This window comes from Staphylococcus hsinchuensis (assembly GCF_038789205.1).
Lineage (GTDB): Bacteria > Bacillota > Bacilli > Staphylococcales > Staphylococcaceae > Staphylococcus > Staphylococcus hsinchuensis.
The window spans coordinates 1262747-1281347 of the sequence record NZ_CP128355.1; the positions used below are offsets into that span (position 1 = coordinate 1262747).

The 18601-nt window shown below is 32.6% G+C and carries 19 protein-coding genes; 14 read left to right on the plus strand and 5 right to left on the minus strand.

Features of this window, described 5'->3' with window-relative positions:
* Nucleotides 1-184 precede the first annotated feature (184 nt).
* From spxA to pepF, 4 genes are all read left to right on the plus strand, one after another.
* Nucleotides 185-580, plus strand: coding sequence for a transcriptional regulator SpxA (gene spxA / locus QQM35_RS06360; protein ID WP_000258003.1), 396 nt, complete (start codon nucleotides 185-187; stop codon nucleotides 578-580).
* 280 nt (nucleotides 581-860) lie between these two features.
* Nucleotides 861-1565, plus strand: coding sequence for an adaptor protein MecA (gene mecA, locus QQM35_RS06365; protein ID WP_251519400.1), 705 nt, complete (start codon nucleotides 861-863; stop codon nucleotides 1563-1565).
* Nucleotides 1566-1826: 261 nt separating this feature from the next.
* Entirely contained in the window at nucleotides 1827-2837 is a 1011-nt protein-coding gene (locus QQM35_RS06370; protein ID WP_342610278.1) for a competence protein CoiA, read from the plus strand.
* A gap of 48 nt (nucleotides 2838-2885) precedes the next feature.
* Nucleotides 2886-4694 (plus strand): oligoendopeptidase F, encoded by a 1809-nt coding sequence (gene pepF / locus QQM35_RS06375; RefSeq protein ID WP_251519404.1) that lies wholly within the window; start codon nucleotides 2886-2888, stop codon nucleotides 4692-4694.
* Between the two features lie 277 nt (nucleotides 4695-4971).
* On the opposite strand, the gene QQM35_RS06380 is transcribed toward pepF, so the two are convergent.
* Nucleotides 4972-5907: a helix-turn-helix transcriptional regulator gene (locus tag QQM35_RS06380; protein ID WP_251519406.1), complete on the minus strand. Its 936-nt coding sequence runs from the start codon at nucleotides 5905-5907 to the stop codon at nucleotides 4972-4974.
* A gap of 80 nt (nucleotides 5908-5987) precedes the next feature.
* Between QQM35_RS06380 and QQM35_RS06385 the strand changes: the two genes are divergently transcribed.
* Nucleotides 5988-6626, plus strand: coding sequence for an FMN-dependent NADH-azoreductase (locus QQM35_RS06385; RefSeq protein WP_251519408.1), 639 nt, complete (start codon nucleotides 5988-5990; stop codon nucleotides 6624-6626).
* Nucleotides 6627-6712: 86 nt separating this feature from the next.
* On the opposite strand, the gene yjbH is transcribed toward QQM35_RS06385, so the two are convergent.
* From yjbH to QQM35_RS06400, 3 genes are all read right to left on the minus strand, one after another.
* Entirely contained in the window at nucleotides 6713-7504 is a 792-nt protein-coding gene (yjbH, locus tag QQM35_RS06390) for a protease adaptor protein YjbH (RefSeq protein ID WP_251519410.1), read from the minus strand.
* A gap of 16 nt (nucleotides 7505-7520) precedes the next feature.
* A complete protein-coding gene (locus QQM35_RS06395) occupies nucleotides 7521-7892 on the minus strand; it encodes a truncated hemoglobin YjbI (RefSeq protein WP_251519412.1) in 372 nt (123 codons plus the stop codon).
* A 70-nt stretch (nucleotides 7893-7962) separates the two neighbouring features.
* The gene (locus QQM35_RS06400) at nucleotides 7963-8562 is read right to left on the minus strand and encodes a CYTH domain-containing protein (RefSeq protein ID WP_251519414.1); all 600 of its coding nucleotides are present in this window, start codon (nucleotides 8560-8562) and stop codon (nucleotides 7963-7965) included.
* 182 nt (nucleotides 8563-8744) lie between these two features.
* On the opposite strand from QQM35_RS06400, the gene QQM35_RS06405 reads away from it, so the two are divergent.
* The 7 genes from QQM35_RS06405 (at nucleotide 8745) to fabI (ending at nucleotide 15670) form a co-directional block, all read left to right on the plus strand.
* Nucleotides 8745-9092 carry a hypothetical protein gene (locus QQM35_RS06405; RefSeq protein ID WP_251519416.1) on the plus strand — a complete coding sequence of 116 codons (348 nt, stop codon included), beginning with the start codon at nucleotides 8745-8747 and terminating at the stop codon, nucleotides 9090-9092.
* Nucleotides 9093-9109: 17 nt separating this feature from the next.
* Nucleotides 9110-9745, plus strand: coding sequence for a GTP pyrophosphokinase (locus tag QQM35_RS06410; protein WP_251519418.1), 636 nt, complete (start codon nucleotides 9110-9112; stop codon nucleotides 9743-9745).
* A 10-nt stretch (nucleotides 9746-9755) separates the two neighbouring features.
* On the plus strand, nucleotides 9756-10565 hold the full coding sequence (locus QQM35_RS06415; RefSeq protein WP_251519420.1) for an NAD kinase: 810 nt from the start codon (nucleotides 9756-9758) through the stop codon (nucleotides 10563-10565).
* A complete protein-coding gene (locus QQM35_RS06420) occupies nucleotides 10565-11419 on the plus strand; it encodes an RluA family pseudouridine synthase (RefSeq protein ID WP_251519422.1) in 855 nt (284 codons plus the stop codon). Before QQM35_RS06415 ends, QQM35_RS06420 begins: the two co-directional genes overlap by 1 nt.
* A gap of 25 nt (nucleotides 11420-11444) precedes the next feature.
* Nucleotides 11445-12830 (plus strand): magnesium transporter, encoded by a 1386-nt coding sequence (gene mgtE / locus QQM35_RS06425; protein ID WP_251519424.1) that lies wholly within the window; start codon nucleotides 11445-11447, stop codon nucleotides 12828-12830.
* 10 nt (nucleotides 12831-12840) lie between these two features.
* Nucleotides 12841-14679 carry a monovalent cation:proton antiporter family protein gene (locus QQM35_RS06430; RefSeq protein ID WP_342610279.1) on the plus strand — a complete coding sequence of 613 codons (1839 nt, stop codon included), beginning with the start codon at nucleotides 12841-12843 and terminating at the stop codon, nucleotides 14677-14679.
* Between the two features lie 220 nt (nucleotides 14680-14899).
* A complete protein-coding gene (gene fabI, locus QQM35_RS06435; protein ID WP_342610280.1) occupies nucleotides 14900-15670 on the plus strand; it encodes an enoyl-ACP reductase FabI in 771 nt (256 codons plus the stop codon).
* A 248-nt stretch (nucleotides 15671-15918) separates the two neighbouring features.
* On the opposite strand, the gene cozEa is transcribed toward fabI, so the two are convergent.
* Nucleotides 15919-17004: a lipoteichoic acid biosynthesis protein CozEa gene (cozEa, locus tag QQM35_RS06440; RefSeq protein ID WP_251519431.1), complete on the minus strand. Its 1086-nt coding sequence runs from the start codon at nucleotides 17002-17004 to the stop codon at nucleotides 15919-15921.
* 208 nt (nucleotides 17005-17212) lie between these two features.
* Here cozEa and QQM35_RS06445 point away from each other — a divergent pair, with 208 nt between their 5' ends.
* Together QQM35_RS06445 and QQM35_RS06450 are read left to right on the plus strand one after the other, a co-directional pair.
* Entirely contained in the window at nucleotides 17213-17968 is a 756-nt protein-coding gene (locus QQM35_RS06445; RefSeq protein ID WP_251519433.1) for an esterase family protein, read from the plus strand.
* Nucleotides 17969-18045: 77 nt separating this feature from the next.
* Nucleotides 18046-18555 (plus strand): YjcG family protein, encoded by a 510-nt coding sequence (locus QQM35_RS06450; RefSeq protein WP_251519435.1) that lies wholly within the window; start codon nucleotides 18046-18048, stop codon nucleotides 18553-18555.
* Nucleotides 18556-18601: the final 46 nt, after the last annotated feature.

The window sequence follows — 18601 nt, forward strand, 5'->3', positions numbered from 1 at the left end:
GATTGGATGAGTAATAAATTATTTTTAGATTTTTGGAAAAATATGAGAGATTCTCATTTAATTTTAATGTTGGATGGGTATACTTAGATTGTAAGGTTAGAAATTGGAAATGCAATTGAAAATTTTTAATCATAAATTTAGAAATCAAATGAATTCAATTCATAAAAATAGGAGAGTGAGATGTATGGTAACATTATTTACTTCACCAAGTTGCACATCTTGCCGTAAAGCGAAAGCATGGTTACAAGAACATGACATTCCGTATACGGAGCGTAACATTTTTTCTGAACACTTAACAATTGACGAAATCAAACAAATTTTAAAAATGACTGAAGACGGAACTGATGAAATCATTTCAACACGTTCTAAGACATATCAAAAACTAAACGTAGATATCGATTCATTACCTCTTCAAGATTTATATTCAATTATTCAAGATAATCCAGGTTTATTACGTCGTCCAATTATTTTAGACAATAAACGTTTACAAGTTGGATATAACGAAGACGAAATTAGACGTTTCTTACCAAGAAAAGTTCGTACGTTCCAATTGCAAGAAGCGCAACGTATGGTTGACTAAATTTGAATAATCAAGATTGCCATAAAGGGATACATACCTGTCACTTTATGGCTTTTTTATGTCTTTGTATATTGATTATTTGCTTTACGGACAAACACGTTCTATGATATAGTTTGAAAATAAAATTCATACGCACATCTTTGGTTTATAAAATAGAATATGTTATCATATAACACTAAATAGATAATGGTAAAATTTAATCAAACAAATTAATTGTAATTTCAGTCAGAGTCTAATAAAATAGTGATTACTATTCATCGACTGTAAGGAGTGAGATGATTTGAGAATAGAGCGTGTTGACGATACAACGGTTAAATTATTTATAACATATAGTGACATTGAAGTTAGAGGATTTAAACGTGAAGATTTATGGACTAATCGTAAACGTGGCGAAGAATTTTTCTGGAATATGATGGAAGAAATTAACGAAGAAGAAGATTTCGTCGTAGAAGGTCCATTATGGATACAAGTGCATGCTTTTGAAAAGGGCGTAGAAGTAACGATATCTAAATCTAAAAATGAAGATTTAATTAATATGGCTGATGAAGATAATGACCAATTAGATTATCAAGTTAATGATTTATTATCACAATCAATGAATCAAGAGGATAGCTTAGAAGATCTATTTGAACAACGTCAACGACAAAAGAAAGCCCACAGCCAAAGTGAAGAACAAGAGACACACAATCAACCAAACGCTCATACTGTTATTGTGAGATTTAATGATTTAGAAGAAGTCATTGAATATGCATATCATAATAATTTAAATACAGACGAATACGAAGATTTACTATATAGCTTAGATAACACTTACTATTATGCGGTTTATTTTGATGCTTCAGTAAATCAAGAAGTTATTGATGATAATTACAGTCAATTATTAGAATTCGCACATCCAAGTGATAAATCAGAAGTTTATCTAAATGATTATGCGAAGATTATTATGAGTCACAATGTAGCTGCACAAGTACGTCGTTACTTTTAATATAATGAATTCATCGTGAGTCTGAGACACTATTAGGTGTCTCAGACTCTTTATTAATTTGGCAGTAGATGTCTGAATTGAATATGCACTTAGAACAAGCTTTTTTCTATCCTAGTCATCCTTGCGGGGGTGGGACTACGAAATCTTTATTAGAAATTCGATTTCTGTCCTACTCCTTCTTTTTTAGTTTGAACGCATTTGTATTGATAATTTAAAGTAATCATCACCGTACTCACGTGTATATAAGTGAGGTGATTGATTATGCTATGTGCTAAAAACCAGTCAGGAGAGATTGTCTTTGCGCAACAAGCGAAGGAACGAAGTCGTTATTTTTGTCCCCATTGTCAGAATGAAGTGATATTAAAGCGAGGGGTTATTAAAGTTGCGCATTTTTCACATAAAGTGAGTAGCACTACTTATTGCCAAAAACAAGAAACAGTTGAACACTTTCAATTAAAGTACCAGTTAGCACAGTGGTTAAGACTTCAAGGTCATCATGTCAATATTGAGCCTTACGTTGCGTCGTGTTTTCAATATCCTGATTTAATTGTTAATGGAACAATTGCGATAGAAATACAATTTTCTCGAATAAACATAAAAGATGTTGTAAAAAGATCGAATGGATTACTCAAATCGGGTTATCACATCATTTGGATAATTAAAAATCCTCATTATAATGGACACACGCATACGTTAACGTTGTCGGATTTTGAAAGGACCTTTATTGATGTAACTCGACGTGAGTTGGTTGCATGGGACACTATACGAGAGCGGTTTTATCTTTATTCTGACATACAGTATGTATCAGGAAAACGGTTTTTAGCACTTAGAAAATACATACCTTTATCGCAACTCATACAACTGTTTGATCCTATAAAAAGAAATTCCTATGAAACGATGATTACATTTAAATTAAGCGAAATTGAAATAAAACGTTATCTTTTAAATTGTAGAAAACAATTTTCTGTTTTAGAACCTACGCTTAGTGTGATGTATCAGTTACAACTATCAGATCGTTGGGTTTACCGACATGTAGGCTATATTTTTCCTGAGCAAATATTTATAAAGTCTCATCCAGTATTTTGGCAGTTACAATTACTCAACTTATTGATCAATCGTGAATATGATGTACATGTCTTTGAAGGTTTAATCAACTTCAATCGCTATTACATAAATACATACGATAAAGAGATTATTATCCAAAAAATTGTGGATCGATTTGTTCAAATATATCGCACATTCAAACATAATGACGTGCAAAATAACTGTTGAAATGAGAAAATTATATCAATGATGTTTAATAGGAGGTTTACAAAGATTATGAGTCAACAATTAACAAGAGAAGAACAAGAACGTAAATATCCACAATATACATGGGATTTATCTACTATATTTGAAAATGATGATGCGTTCGAAGATGCATTTAAAGAAATAGAAAGTCATTTAGGTGAAGAACAAAAATTCCAAGGACATCTTGGAGATGACGCAGAAACATTATATCAAGCACTCGCTTTAGAAGATGAATTAGGTTCTAAACTCGAAAAGGTTTATGTTTATGCACATTTAAAGCAAGACCAAGATGCAACAAATGATAAATATACTGGTTTTGAAGCACGTGCACATCAATTAATCATTAAATTTAGTGCAAATTGGAGTTTCTTAGTACCAGAAATTTTACAAATAGATGAATCTACAATTCAATCATTTATTGAATCTAATGATGATTTGAAACGTTATGCATTTGATTTGAAACAAATTAATGAAAAACGCCCACATGTGCTAAGTTCAGACAAAGAGAAACTATTAACTGAAGCACAAGGTGCATTATCAACTCCTGAAAATGTTTATGGTATGTTTAGTAATGCAGATTTAGAATTTGAAGATGCCATCGATAGTGAGGGGAACCCGCACACATTAACCCAAGGTACATTTATTAAATGTTTAGAGTCTGATGATCGCCAATTAAGAAAATCTGCATACGATAATTTGTATAATGCTTATGGTACTTATAATAATACTTTAAGTGCGACGTTAGCAGGTGAAGTTAAGAAGAATGTATTCAGTGCAAAAGCGCACAACTATGAAACTGCTAGAGCAGCTGCATTAAATAGTAATGATATACCTGAAACAGTGTATGATAATCTTGTGAAAACAGTTCACGATTATTTACCATTACTCCATAGATATACGAAATTACGTAAAGAATTACTCGGTATTGATGATTTGAAAATGTATGACTTATATACACCATTGGTTAAAGATATTAATTTCGAAATGCCGTATGAAGAAGCAAAAGAGTGGATGGTAAATGCACTACAACCAATGGGCGAAGAATATATGAATGTGATTGAAGAAGGGCTTAATAACCGTTGGGTCGATGTTTATGAAAATAAAGGTAAACGCTCAGGAGGTTATTCATCAGGTGCGCACTTAACAAATCCATTTATCTTACTTAACTGGTCAAACACAGTATCCGATCTTTATACATTAGTGCATGAGTTTGGTCATTCTACACATAGTTATTTCAGTAGAAAGCATCAACCATCAAATTCAAGTGATTATACAATTTTTGTTGCTGAAGTTGCATCTACTTGTAATGAAGCATTATTAAGTGATTATATGGACAAACATTTAGATGATGACCGTCGTTTATTATTATTAAATCAAGAATTAGAACGCTTTAGAGCAACATTATTTAGACAGACAATGTTTGCAGAATTTGAACATAAAATTCACCAAATTGAAGAAGCGGGAGAACCACTTACTGCACAACGTATGAATGATGAATATGCTAAATTAAATAAACAATATTTCGGAGATGCTGTTGAAACTGATGAGAATATCAGCAAAGAATGGTCACGCATTCCTCATTTCTATATGAATTACTACGTATACCAATATGCAACAGGATATAGTGCAGCCCAAAGCTTAAGTCAACAGATCTTAACAGAAGGTAAACCGGCTGTAGAACGCTATATTAATGAATTCTTGAAAAAGGGTAGTTCAGATTATCCAATTGAAATCTTAAAAAATGCAGGTGTCGATATGACAACACCAGAACCAATTGAACAAGCTTGTAAAGTATTTGAAGAGAAATTAGATGCTTTTGAAAAACTTATGAAAGCTTAACAGTAGTGAATTCGCTTTCAATTTGACAAGTTTGTGACAAAGTGCATTTATTATGTTTAAAAGCTTGATAGGGTGTAAAGAGCGTGTTATATTGTAAACATGAAATTAATCACATAACAAACATACCTCTTTGTTTGAAGTGAAAAAATTTCTCCCATCCCCTTTGTTTAGCGCCGTGTAATCAGACACGGCGTTTTTTTATGCCATTTTTTAGTATCTTCAAGAAACTTAAATTTAATGGAAATATTTGATTGAAAATTTCATAAAAGCATATTCATTATTCATATGAGCTAATTATGCTTTTTAATGCATTCAAATAGTTCGTTTTGAGTTGTGCGGGATAAATGATTTTTACATTTTGTCCTAACGAAATTAAATATCGAATCATATATTCAAGTTCATCCTCATTATAAAAACCAATGATAAAAGGGATATGATCAATGTATTCTAAATGCATGCTTGGGTAATGATTTTTCTTGAATGATTCAACACCATCCTCATTTAATTGACATTTAAACGGTATATTTCGATAACTTTCATCGTATTGCTTTTTATAATTTTCTAATTGTGTTCTCGATAATAAGTTTTTCTGAGTGTCTTTAATCACTAATGCAGCTATATAATCACAACGAAAAATACCCCATTTTTCATTAGAAAGATCAAAACCTTCTATAAACCAAATGCCATTTCTGTAAAATAATTCATATACTTGAAAGTGAAAGCTTCTAGATTTAGAAGTAGAATATGAGATTTCAATCATCTGTTCATACATAATAGAATATAAAATGTCCGATAGATAGTTAAAGTTATTCATAATATCAGGTGTATAGTATTCGATGAACGATAGGGTTTTTGTGAGATTGTCTTGTGCGTACTTTGGTAATGTGGCGTAAAGTTTCTCTCTGATTTGTTTGTATGTTTTGTTAAATGGCGTACTTGATAAGGAATTTAAAGACTTTAAGGCGAAGAATATGGCTAAAATTTCATCGTTATTAAAATGAATGGGCGTTAATAAATTTTGATTAATAATTTTATATCCACCATATCGACCTTGATCGACATAAATAGTTAACCCCATATTTTCAAGTTCTTTAATATCTCTAATTGCGGTTCTTTTTGAAATATTAAATTCTTCAATTAAATCTTTTAACTGAAAACTACTTTTGCCACTCAGAAAAATGAGTTCTTGATTTAATCGTTCTGATTTTTTCATCAAATTCTCCTTTTAAAGGTGACTTATTCTGACACCTTAACGATTTATAATGAGTGTATCATAAAAAAGGAGTCGATTTGATGAAGACATTAATTATTAATGCGCACCCTGATTTTAATAATGAACAATCTTTCTCACTTAAGTTAGAAAATATGTTTATAGAAAAGTATCAAAAAGTTTTTACAAACAATAAATTAGAAATAATAAACTTATATGATATAGAGATTCCTCAAGTAACACAACAACAATTACTCAACACTTGGGATAAACAACGTCATAAACAAAGTTTAACTCCAGAGGAACAACATTTAGCACAACTATCTAAAAAATTATTGGAACAGTTTAAAGGGGCACAGCGAATTGTAATTGTTACGCCACTTCATAACTTTAATATTACTTCTAAAATGAAAGACTATATGGATAATATTATGCTTGCTCGAGAAACATTTAAATATACGAAAGAGGGATCAGTCGGTTTAATGACGGATAATTATAAAGCGCTGTTACTCCAAGCGAGTGGATCTATATATACTAATGATGATCGCTATACACCGCTTGATTTTTCATACCGTTACTTAAAGGAAATGTTCGAAAATATAATGGGGTTTGATAAATTCTATGTAGTACGCGCAGAAGGGACTGCAATCCTACCGGAAGAAGAAGTAATGCAAAAAGCTTCTCAGAATTTAGATATAGCATTTGAGGAATTTTATAAATAATATTGATATATAAGATAAGCCCATCAAAGATCCTTCAATCTTTGATGGGCTTTTACTGGCAATTATTTCCCAGTTTTTTCTTTAATTTATTTCATTTTAGATTTCCAAAACTTCCCATCTGGTGTCTTAAGTTTTTCAACCTTTTGTTGTAGGGCGAGTTTTTTCAATTCCTTATTCATTAACTTTTCAGGCCATTCATAAATCGTTAGTAGTTCTTCCATTGTCACTAATTGTTGTTGTTGAATATATTGCTCTAAAGTGGGTGGAAGTTCTTTTTCTATAGAAGTACCAATTAATTCATTAATGATATACGTATAAATATGATACGGATATAAACCTTCAACTTTCAAGCCTTCTTCATGCACATCTTCGTTAAAGAATACAAGTGTAGGTGCTTCTTCAATATCCATTTCGCGTGCAATATGCAAGTCAACTTGTAAACTATCGCGTAGTTTACTGTTATGCAAGTCTTCTTTAAAGACTTCATAATCAAGTCCTGCATTTTTGATACAATTATTGACCATCGCTTCTGTAATAATATCCCTTTTTGGAATAATTTCATTTTGTACGAGATGGATAAATCGTTCAGCACGTAAACGACCTTGTAGTTCTGCTGCCTTATAAGATAGGGCAATGTTGTCGAGGTCTGAGGTGCTTTGCGCTTGGCATTTCGTCAATACGCGTAACGAAGGGTTCAAAATATGTCTAATACTGACATATTGTTTATATTCAATTCTTAATTTAGAAAGTATTGCTGATAGTTTAAAGCATTCTTTACTAAATGGGTCGAAAAAAGAATAAATTTCTATCTTACTTACAGGTGAAAGATTTGAATCTTCACGACTTTGTGCATGTATTAACTTTAATTCTTCAGCCATGTTATTTCACCTACAATTATATTTCAGAGTTCACCATATGATTTGCTGTTATGCGCAATCGTTCGTATAAATAATCACCGACACCGTAAGGGAAATTTGCGTGTTGTATAGCAATATACATATTTTCTAACCATGCATCACGTTCATAATTAGTAATAGTAAAGTTTAAGTGCCTTCTTTTAAGCATAGAGTGTCCATGTTCTTCTGTATATAAGTTGGGCCCACCTAAAAATTGTGTTAAAAATTGCTTTTGCTTTCTACTCGTTTCTTCAAAATTCCCAGGAAAAAGATGATTGATTCTGTCATCTCTTTCTACGAGATAGTAAAAATGATCTATCATTTGATAGAGCGCATCACGTCCGATTATTTCGAAAGGTGTTTGTGTCATATTATCACCGTATCATTTAATATATTACTAATATAACACGAATCATAGCATATGGAAGTAATTCGACTCTTTACCCGTTATCGTTAGGTTTCTTGTTTAATTTTTGCTTTCTATCGAAAAATCTTTTTACTTTATTGTCTGGATCAACGTGTTCAATATCAAATTGATCAAGAATAGATTTAAATTGTTCAAGTCCTTTATCGTAATCCGTTACTTCGAATTCCAATTCATAGTCTTCATAACCTAAGTATGTACTTTTATCTAATACGATTAAGTTTTCTTCAAGAGGACGTTCTAATCGTTCGGTAGTTAATGAGCCCAAGATGACAAGGTTATCTTGGTTAATTTGCAATTGGTCGAGCTGCTCACGAATTGAATGTGGTAGTTGAGTAGCTGAGACTTGATCATCTATTTGTGGTTTAATGTCTGTTGGTTCGTTGTATTCCATTAGTCCGACTTCTGAAGGTGTTTTTAAAGTCATTTCATATTGACTATCTTTAACTCTAATACGTAATGCACAAAGTTTAGACATGAGTTGGAAATCTGGTGTATCGATGTAAAAGTTAGTTTGTTTGAATGGTTGTTCACCTTGAAAATATGTATTGTAGAAACTTTCATATTCCTTATTAGTTAGTAATTGTTTAAATTCAATTTCATTGTTTGTACTCACTTCGTACCACTCCTCTATATCAGTCTTAATAATATTTTAAAACACATACCACATATTTTAAATTGATGTGGTTCGGTTATTATATAGTTGTTATACAAAGTGGAACGGTTTTAATATGTCCTTGACACGTGTTATGTATAATTAAATTATGTTAAAATAATGAGGAATAAGGAGGTATAACCGTGCGAATTTATGTGAACGAAATGAAAATTACTGATGACAGTATTTTATGTTATACAGAGGAATCAACAGAAGGTTTAGAAGAAGCAGGTCAAATGCTTGCCGACAGCGATAATTATAGCTTTGCATATATATTAGATGATGGTCAGTCATATTCATATTTAATTTTTGTGCAAGAAACGTGGTCTATGCTTCATGAAAATAAAGGTAAAAAGATTATCGTAAATGATAATTTAGAATTAAAACAATTCGATACAGAATTTAATTACATATTGGATAGTATAGAAGAAAATCCAAATTATGGTAAGGAGTTTGTGTCAGCAGTTGAAAAGACATTCGAACTAGAGTGAAGTGGAGTTGAGGCACAATGAATCAATGGGATCAATTTTTATCGCCTTATAAACAGGCAGTTGACGAGTTAAAAGTTAAATTAAAGGGTCTCAGGAAGCAATATGATGTTGTTGATCATGCATCGCCAATTGAATTTGTTACTGGTCGAGTGAAACCAATGACAAGTATTATCGATAAAGCGAACAAACGTGGTATTCCGTTTGATCGTTTGCATGAAGAAATGTATGATATTGCCGGTCTACGTTTAATGTGTCAATTTGTTGATGATATTGATAACGTAGTTAATTTATTGAGACAACGCCAAGATTTTAAAGTGATTGAAGAGCGAGATTATATTAGTAATACAAAACAAAGCGGTTATCGTTCATTTCATGTCATTATCGAGTATCCAATTGAAACTTTAGATGGCGAGAAGAAGATATTAGCTGAAATTCAAATTAGAACGTTAGCGATGAATTTTTGGGCAACCATCGAACACACATTGCGATATAAATATGATGGAGATTATCCTCCAGAAATACAACATCGTTTAGAGCGTGCTGCTGAAGCGGCTTACTTACTTGATGAAGAAATGTCAGAAATTAAAGAAGAAATTCAAGAAGCGCAAAAGTATTATTCTAAAAAACGTGCTAAGAAGCATAATAATGACTAGGGGTGGCATCTTGCGATATACGATTTTATCTAAAGGCGATTCAAAATCCAATGCACTTAAGCATAAGATGATAAGTTACATGAAAGATTTTCAAATGGTGGAAGATACTGAGAATCCTGAAATAGTCATATCGGTAGGCGGAGATGGCACGTTGCTCCAAGCGTTTCATCACTATAGTCACATGCTTTCACGATGTGCCTTTGTCGGGGTACATACTGGACATTTAGGATTTTATGCGGATTGGTTACCACATGAAGTTGAAAAATTGATTATAGAAATTAACAACTCTGAATTCCAAGTGATAGAATACCCATTGTTGGAAATTATTGTGAGATATAATAATAATGGTTATGAGACGAGATATTTAGCTTTAAATGAAGCGACAATGAAAACTGAAAATGGTACGACATTAGTTGTTGACGTCAATATACGTGGCAACCAATTTGAACGCTTCAGAGGAGATGGTTTGTGTATATCCACACCTTCAGGCTCAACAGCATATAACAAAGCTTTAGGTGGCGCTTTAATACATCCTTCATTAGAAGCAATTCAGATGGCAGAAATTGCATCGATTAATAATCGCGTATTTAGAACAGTAGGGGCACCACTCGTGCTACCAAAACATCATACTTGTTTAATCACACCAGTGAACCACGATTCTATTTTAACGACGATTGATCATGTCAGTGTCAAGCATAAAAATGTTAATGCCATTCAATTCCGTGTTGCTAATGAGAAAATTAGATTTGCTCGATTTAGACCATTTCCATTTTGGAAAAGGGTGCATGATTCATTTATTTCAAGTGGTGATGGAGAGTAATGAAGTTTTCATATCAAATTAAATCTCCAATACTGTTAAGAACATTTTTACAAAATAATGATTATTCAAAGAAGACTATAAGCGCCATTAAAAATAATGGCGCTATATTTGTAAATAATGAGCCAGTAACAGTGCGAAAACAGTTAGAAATAGATGATCAATTAGATATTCATCTTAATAAAGAAGTACCGAGTCAAAATCTGATTCCTTATACGGATTCGTTAAAAATATTATATGAAGATCAATATTTATTAATTGTATCTAAACCACCTAACCAAAACTGTGCACCTTCACGTGAACATAAGCATCATAGTTTAGTAGAACAAGTACTCGGATACTTTAACCAAACTGAACAAGTGTACAACCCTCATATTGTTACACGGCTTGATAGAAATACGGCAGGTATCGTCATCTTCGCAAAACATGGTTTCATACACTATTTAATGTCAAAAGTAAATATAGATAAACGCTATTATTGTATTTGTTATGGTCAAATTGAACAAGAAGGTATCATCAATGCTCCAATTGCTAGAGCCCTTTCAAGTATTATAGAACGACGAGTAGACAAAAATGGCAAACAAGCTAAAACAATGTTTCGATGTTTAGATCGCACAGACCAATATAGTTTATGTGAGGTCCGTTTATTAACAGGTCGGACACATCAAATTCGTGTACATTTTAAACATATTGGGCATTCACTTGTAGGCGATTCGTTATATAATGGTTTACATAGTCAGTATAAACATCAATTGTTACGTTGTGTTCAAGTTGAGTTTGAACATCCAATTACACATGAAAATATTGTAGTGGTTGATCGTTATAAAGCGATAGAATCAATATTTAATATGATATAATTTAACCATTCATGGAGGTGGGAATGTGGCCAATGAAAAAGAATCTATTACATTAGATGATGAACAAGTATACGATCAAGCATTACTAGATCAATTATTAAAAGATAACGACATTGATCAATTTCGTGATGAATTTTTATCAATGCACAATTATGAGCAAAGTGAATATTTTGAAGACAGTGATGAAGAAATTCGTCAACGCATCTATGAAGTGTTATCTCCAGCAGAAGTTGCAGATTTCTTCGAACAATTAGAAATTGATAAAGACGAATATGAAGATTTGTTTGATAAGATGAATGCAAATTACGCGAGTAAAGTTCTGGAGAACATGTCTTATGATAACTCCGTTGATATTATGAATCATTTGTCTAAGCAAAAGGTAGTAAGTTTGCTGACATTAATGAAACGTGAAGATGCTAAAGAAATAAAAGCATTGTTACATTATGAAGAGGATACAGCCGGTGGTATTATGACCACTGAGTACATCTCTTTAAAGGCAACGATGCCAGTTAGAGAAGCAATGATACAAGTTAAAGATCAAGCACCTGATGCTGAGACGATTTATGTCATCTTTACAGTAAATGACGATAAGCAATTAGCAGGGGTCTTATCTTTACGTGATTTAATTGTTGCAGAAAATGATGCTTATATTGAAGACATTATGAGCGAACGTGTGATTTCGGCTAATGCAGCGGATGACCAAGAAGATGTTGCACAAAAAATGCGAGATTATGATTTCATTGCCATGCCTGTTGTAGATTATCAAGATCATTTATTAGGTATCATTACTATCGATGATATTTTAGACGTCATGGATGAAGAGGCAAGTGAAGACTACTCTCGTTTAGCCGGTGTATCAGATGTCGATGCAACCAATGACTCAGTATTTAAGACTGCATTTAAACGTTTGCCTTGGCTCATAATTCTTACATTCCTTGGTATGATTACAGCTACAATATTAGGTTCTTTTGAAGAGACTTTATCAAAAGTTGCATTGTTGGCTGCATTTATACCTATTATCAGTGGGATGTCCGGAAATTCAGGGACACAGTCACTTGCCGTATCGGTTCGTAATATTTCAACTGGTGAAATAGATGAACAGAGCAAATTTAAAGTCGCATTAAGAGAAGCGGGTAGTGGCTTCTTTAGTGGTTTAGTTTGTGCCATTTTACTATCGTTAATTATCATCGTACTTTATCATCAACCAATTTTAGCAATGATTGTTGGCGCAAGTTTAACGATTGCTATGACTGTTGGTACGTTAGTTGGTTCGATGATTCCACTTGTAATGAATAAATTAAATATTGACCCCGCTGTGGCGAGTGGTCCATTCATTACGACTATCAATGATATTGTAAGTATGCTAATTTACTTTGGTTTAGCAACTTCATTTATGACTTACTTAACATAGGGGGGGTTATATGGAATTTATATCACTCGTGGTCGTCGTTATTTGTGCATTTTTGACGCCCATTTTAGTTAATAGATTAAGAATTTCGTTTCTGCCAGTCGTCGTTGCAGAAATTTTAATGGGTATTATTATCGGTGATTCATTTTTAAAATTAGTCGAGCGAGATGAGATGCTGAATATCTTATCTACACTCGGTTTTATATTTTTAATGTTTTTAAGTGGTTTGGAAATTGATTTTAAAGCCTTTAAAAAAGATAAAAATGAACCTGCCGAGCAACAACAGAAAAAAGAACCAAGTCATTTGAAGATTGCTATGATTGTCTTTATGTTTATCATGATAATTTCAATCATATTAGCATATATGTTTAAACTGTTTGGACTTATTGATGATGTACTCTTAATGGTGATTATCATCTCTACGATTTCTTTAGGTGTTGTCGTTCCTACTTTAAAGGAAATGAATATTATGCGTACGACAATAGGCCAATTTATATTACTTGTTGCCGTATTAGCAGATTTATTTACAATGATACTTTTAACAGCGTATGGGGCGATGCACGCTAAAGGTGGCGCTTCGTTATGGTTAATCGGTATTCTTGTAGTATTTACAATTATCTTCTACTTTATTGGTGTTAAATTTAAAAAAGCCAATTTCTTAAAAAAGTTGATGGATGGTACGACGCAAATTGGTATACGTGCCGTGTTTGCATTGATTTTATTATTAGTTGCACTCGCTGAAGGCGTAGGTGCTGAAAACATATTAGGCGCCTTTTTAGCAGGTGTTATTGTTTCGTTACTTGGACCTGAGGAAGATATGGTGGAGAAATTAGATTCATTTGGTTACGGTTTCTTCATTCCTATATTTTTCATAATGGTAGGTGTGGATTTAAATATTCCACAATTAATAAAGGAACCATCGTTATTAATCATTATTCCAATACTGATCTTAGCATTTTTAATTTCTAAGCTCATTCCAGTCTTTTATATACGTAGATGGTTCGATTTAAAAACGACCACTGCTTCAGCATTTCTTTTAACATCGACGTTATCGTTAGTTATCGCATCAGCGAAAATTGCTGAACAGTTGAAGACGATTTCGTCAGAGGTTTCAGGTATATTAATTTTAAGTGCAGTCATCACATGTGTATTCGTGCCTATGGTATTTAAAAAGCTATTCCCTATACCAGACGAAGCTGCACGACAAATTGAAGTGAGTATGATTGGTAAAAACCAACTAACGATACCAATTGCGCAAAACTTATCCTCGCAATTATACCAAGTTTCTCTATATTATAGAAATGACCTCAGCGATAAACGTAAGTTGTCAGATGCGATATCAATGATAGAAATCGCAGACTACGAAGAGGATTTGTTAGAGCGATTAGGTCTGTTCTCACGAAATATTGTTGTTTGTTCTACAAATGATGATGATATCAACCGTAAAGTTGCCTTAATGGCTAAAAAGCACGGTGTTAAACGTGTTATCTGCAGACTAGAGTCTAGATCAGAAGATGAAGCATTACAAAGTCAAGGTGTCGAAGTATTCAGTAGTTATATGAGTAATAAGATTTTACTCAAAGGTTTAATTGAAACACCAAATATGCTTAACATCTTAAGTAACGTAGAAACATCACTTTATGAAATTGCGATGTTAAATCATCAGTATGATCAAATTCAACTACGAAATTTCCCGTTCGATGGAGATATTATCTTCGTGCGAATTATTAGAAATAATGAATCTATCGTACCTCATGGAGACACGCAATTGCGTTATCGTGACAGATTAATCGTTACAGGCTCGAAAGAATATGTGGATGAATTAAAACGCGAATTAGAATTGTATTATTAAGTTCACGTATGTATTCTGTAAAAAAGAGAAAATGATTATAATGTTTTAAAATTTGTTGGCATATTTACGTTGAAATCGTTGTGATATGTAATATAAATTGTTTTCCAAGGTAAGCCAATGTTAAAATGAGGATAAAAGAATTGGCGTCGAAATAAGGAAAACAACTCTAAAACTTCGAACCAGTTTATATTATGAATTAACAAAAAGGAGAAAGTCATTCATGTTTAATTTAGAAAATAAAACGTTTGTCATTATGGGTATCGCTAATAAACGCAGTATCGGTTTCGGTGTTGCGAAAGTACTAGATCAATTTGGTGCGAACTTAGTATTTACTTACCGTAAAGAACGTAGTAAAAAAGAATTAGAAAAATTAGTTGAACAACTTAACCAAAAAGAACCAAAAATGTACCAAATTGACGTTCAAAGTGATGATGACGTAATAAATGGATTCGAACAAATTGGTAAAGACATTGGCTCAATTGACGGTGTTTATCATTCAATCGCGTTCGCTAATATGGAAGATTTACGTGGACGTTTTTCAGATACGTCACGTGATGGTTTCTTATTAGCTCAAGACATTAGTTCTTTCTCTTTAACAATTGTTGCAAGAGAAGCGAAGAAGTTAATGTCAGAAGGTGGTAGCATCGTTGCTACAACATATTTAGGCGGAGAATTTGCAGTTCAAAACTACAACGTTATGGGTGTTGCTAAAGCAAGTTTAGAAGCGAATGTACGTTACTTAGCTTCTGATTTAGGTGAAGATAACATTCGTGTAAATGCAATTTCTGCTGGACCTATCCGCACATTAAGTGCTAAAGGTGTTGGAGGCTTCAACACAATCCTTAAAGAAATTGAAGAACGTGCACCACTTAAACGTAATGTAGACCAAGAAGAAGTAGGTAAAACAGCTGCTTACTTATTAAGCGAGCTTTCAAGTGGTGTTACAGGTGAGAACATCCACGTAGATAGTGGTTACCATATCGTGAAATGAAATCTATTAAAATAAACTGAGTCTGAGACAAAAATAGGTGTCTCAGACTCTTTTTCAACTTGGCAGTAGATGTCTGAATTGAAAATACGCTTAGAACAAGCTTTTTTCAATCCTAGTCATCCTTGCCGGGGTGGGACTACGAAATCTCTATTAGAAAATTCGATTTCTGTCCCGCTCCCAGTTTTTTATTTAAAACAAAAACAACCCAAATGCGTTTCGCATTTGGGTTGTTCGTTCAATATATTGTATTAATCTTTAACGTCGCTACTTGCTTTTTCCATAATTTGTTGTCTGTATTGGAATATATTTTTAACAATCGTTTTGATTGTGGCATATAATGGCACAGCCACGAGTACTAAAGCAAAGCCACCTAAGTTACCTGCAGCTAGTATAACTACGATAATCGTTAGTGGGTGAATACTTAATGATTTACCCATAATATTTGGCGTGATGACATTACCTTCTAATTGTTGTGCGATTAAAGTAATGACACATACCCAAATAAATGTTGCAGGACTTTGAATGATTGCTATGATTGCCGCTGGTGTGAATGCTAACCAAGGTCCTAAGAATGGAATCATGTTTGCTACACATGCGAATAGTACGAGTAACAATGTGTATTTTAAACCAACGATTGAATAACCAATAAATAAAATCACACCGAGTATAAGGCTGACTGTAACTTGTCCTTGAATATAAGATCTTAAAGTGAAATCAAGATCTTTTAAAAGATTAACTACAAAGATTTTTCTATCGCCATTAAAAATACGAGCGATAAATGGAATGAATTTCTCGTGATCCTTTAACATATATATTAAGAAGAAAGGAACCATGATGAGTAAGAATAATGTTGAAATAAATGATGTAACATAGCTTAATGAATTAGACAATACATTCGTTGATGTCTTACTCATAGATTGAACCATTTTGTTAATACGTTCAGTGACATCTGGAGGTAGACGTTTCATTTGATCTAAGCCAAAGTTAACCATTTTCTGGATATCTTTTTGTAATGATGGAATTTGTGAGATTAAGTTTTCGATTTGACTCACAATCATTGGACCAACGAAACCAATAATTACCCCTACAATAATAATTAACACGAGGAAGATAATACTAATACTACCCCACCGTGGAATATTATATTTCTCTAATAACTTTTGAAACGGTAAACATATATAAAATAAAAAACCGCTAAGTAACATAGGAATTAATACTGATTGAATAATAACCAATAGGGGAGTAAACACACTGTGGACTTCCATGATTAATTTGATCAGTAAAAATAGGATCAACAATGCGATGCCTGTCCTGAACCAAACTTTATTGAGCATTGGAAAGTTCCTCCTGAATAAATTGATTTAGTAATTTCAAGTATAGCTTATAAATGAATAGAACAAAAGAAGGAATAATTAATATTGGAAAATTTATTCCACAAAATTCATAAAAATGACAATAGACCGTGTTTGAATCTGTTTTATTTTAAATTTTTTAATCAGTTGATACAATTACAATAAGACAACAAAGGGAGGCACATGGCTGATGAGTGAATTTCAACCAGGTATCGTAAATAAAATAAATTTTCCAAGCGAAATTTTAGATAGAGACATTACTTTATCTATCTATTTACCGAAAGATTATACGGAATTATTCAAACATAAAGTCGTTTTTTGTTTTGATGGTCTAGATTTTTTCAGATATGGCAGAATCCATCAAACTTATGAACGTCTAAGAGATGAAGATAAAATAGAAAGAGCAATATTTGTAGGTTTTCATTATGAAACTGTTGAAAAACGACGTGAAGAGTTTCATCCAAGAGGCGAGCGTACGCCACAAACAGTTAAAGCCTTAGCAAACGAAATCTTACCATATGTAGATAAAACATTTTCCACATTCAAAGTAGGCAATGGTCGACTTGTCTTTGGTGATAGCCTTGCAGGTAGTGTTGCGTTAATGTCAGTACTTTGTTATCCAAATGTCTTTAGCCAAGTCGGTATGCTAAGCCCACAATATGATGAAGTCATTGACACACTTATTGATAGATGTCAGTTTAAGGAACAATTGAACATTTGGCATGTCGTAGGTTTAGACGAAAAGGATTTCGAATTACCAACAACTGGCAAAAGGGCAGACTTTTTAACACCGAATAGACAACTCAACAAAATTATTGAAAGTCAAGATATTACTTACCATTATGAGGAGTTTGAAGGCGGACATCGATGGAAATATTGGAAAAATCTATTAGATGATTTATTAATATATTTCTTATCTGAAAACATTTCTTTTGAAAATTCATAAAGAGAATGTGGTTTAAAGTAACGAATTTTTCGAAAATTTGATATAATAGAGTTATGTTAAACAAAGGAGGAATTTAAATGATTTTAGGATTAGCATTAATTCCGTCAAAAGATTTTCAAGATGAAGTGAATGCATATCGTAAGCGTTATGATAATCACTACGCTATTATTATGCCTCATATCACAATAAAAGGGCAATTTGAAATCAAAGATAGTGATTTAGAGTCTGTAAAAGAAGAAATTAAAGCACGTGTTGAAGGTGTTTCAGCTGTAGATGTACACGCTACAAAAGCTTCAACATTTGCTCCAATCACAAATGTAATTTATTTTAAAGTTGCAAAAACAGAAGCATTAGAAAAACTATTTAATAACTTTAACAAAGGTGACTTCTATGGTGAACCAGATCACCCATTCGTTCCACACTTTACAATTGCACAAGGTTTAACAAGCCAAGAATTTGAAGATGTTTATGGTCAATTAAAATTAGCTGGTATTGATTATAAAGAAACAATAGATCAGTTATCACTTGTTTACTTCAATGAAGAAGAAGAAAAGTGGCAACTACTTGAAAACTATAACTTAGCATAATTGAACGAGGTAAAGACAAAGTGTAGCAAAATATCGATTTAAGTGA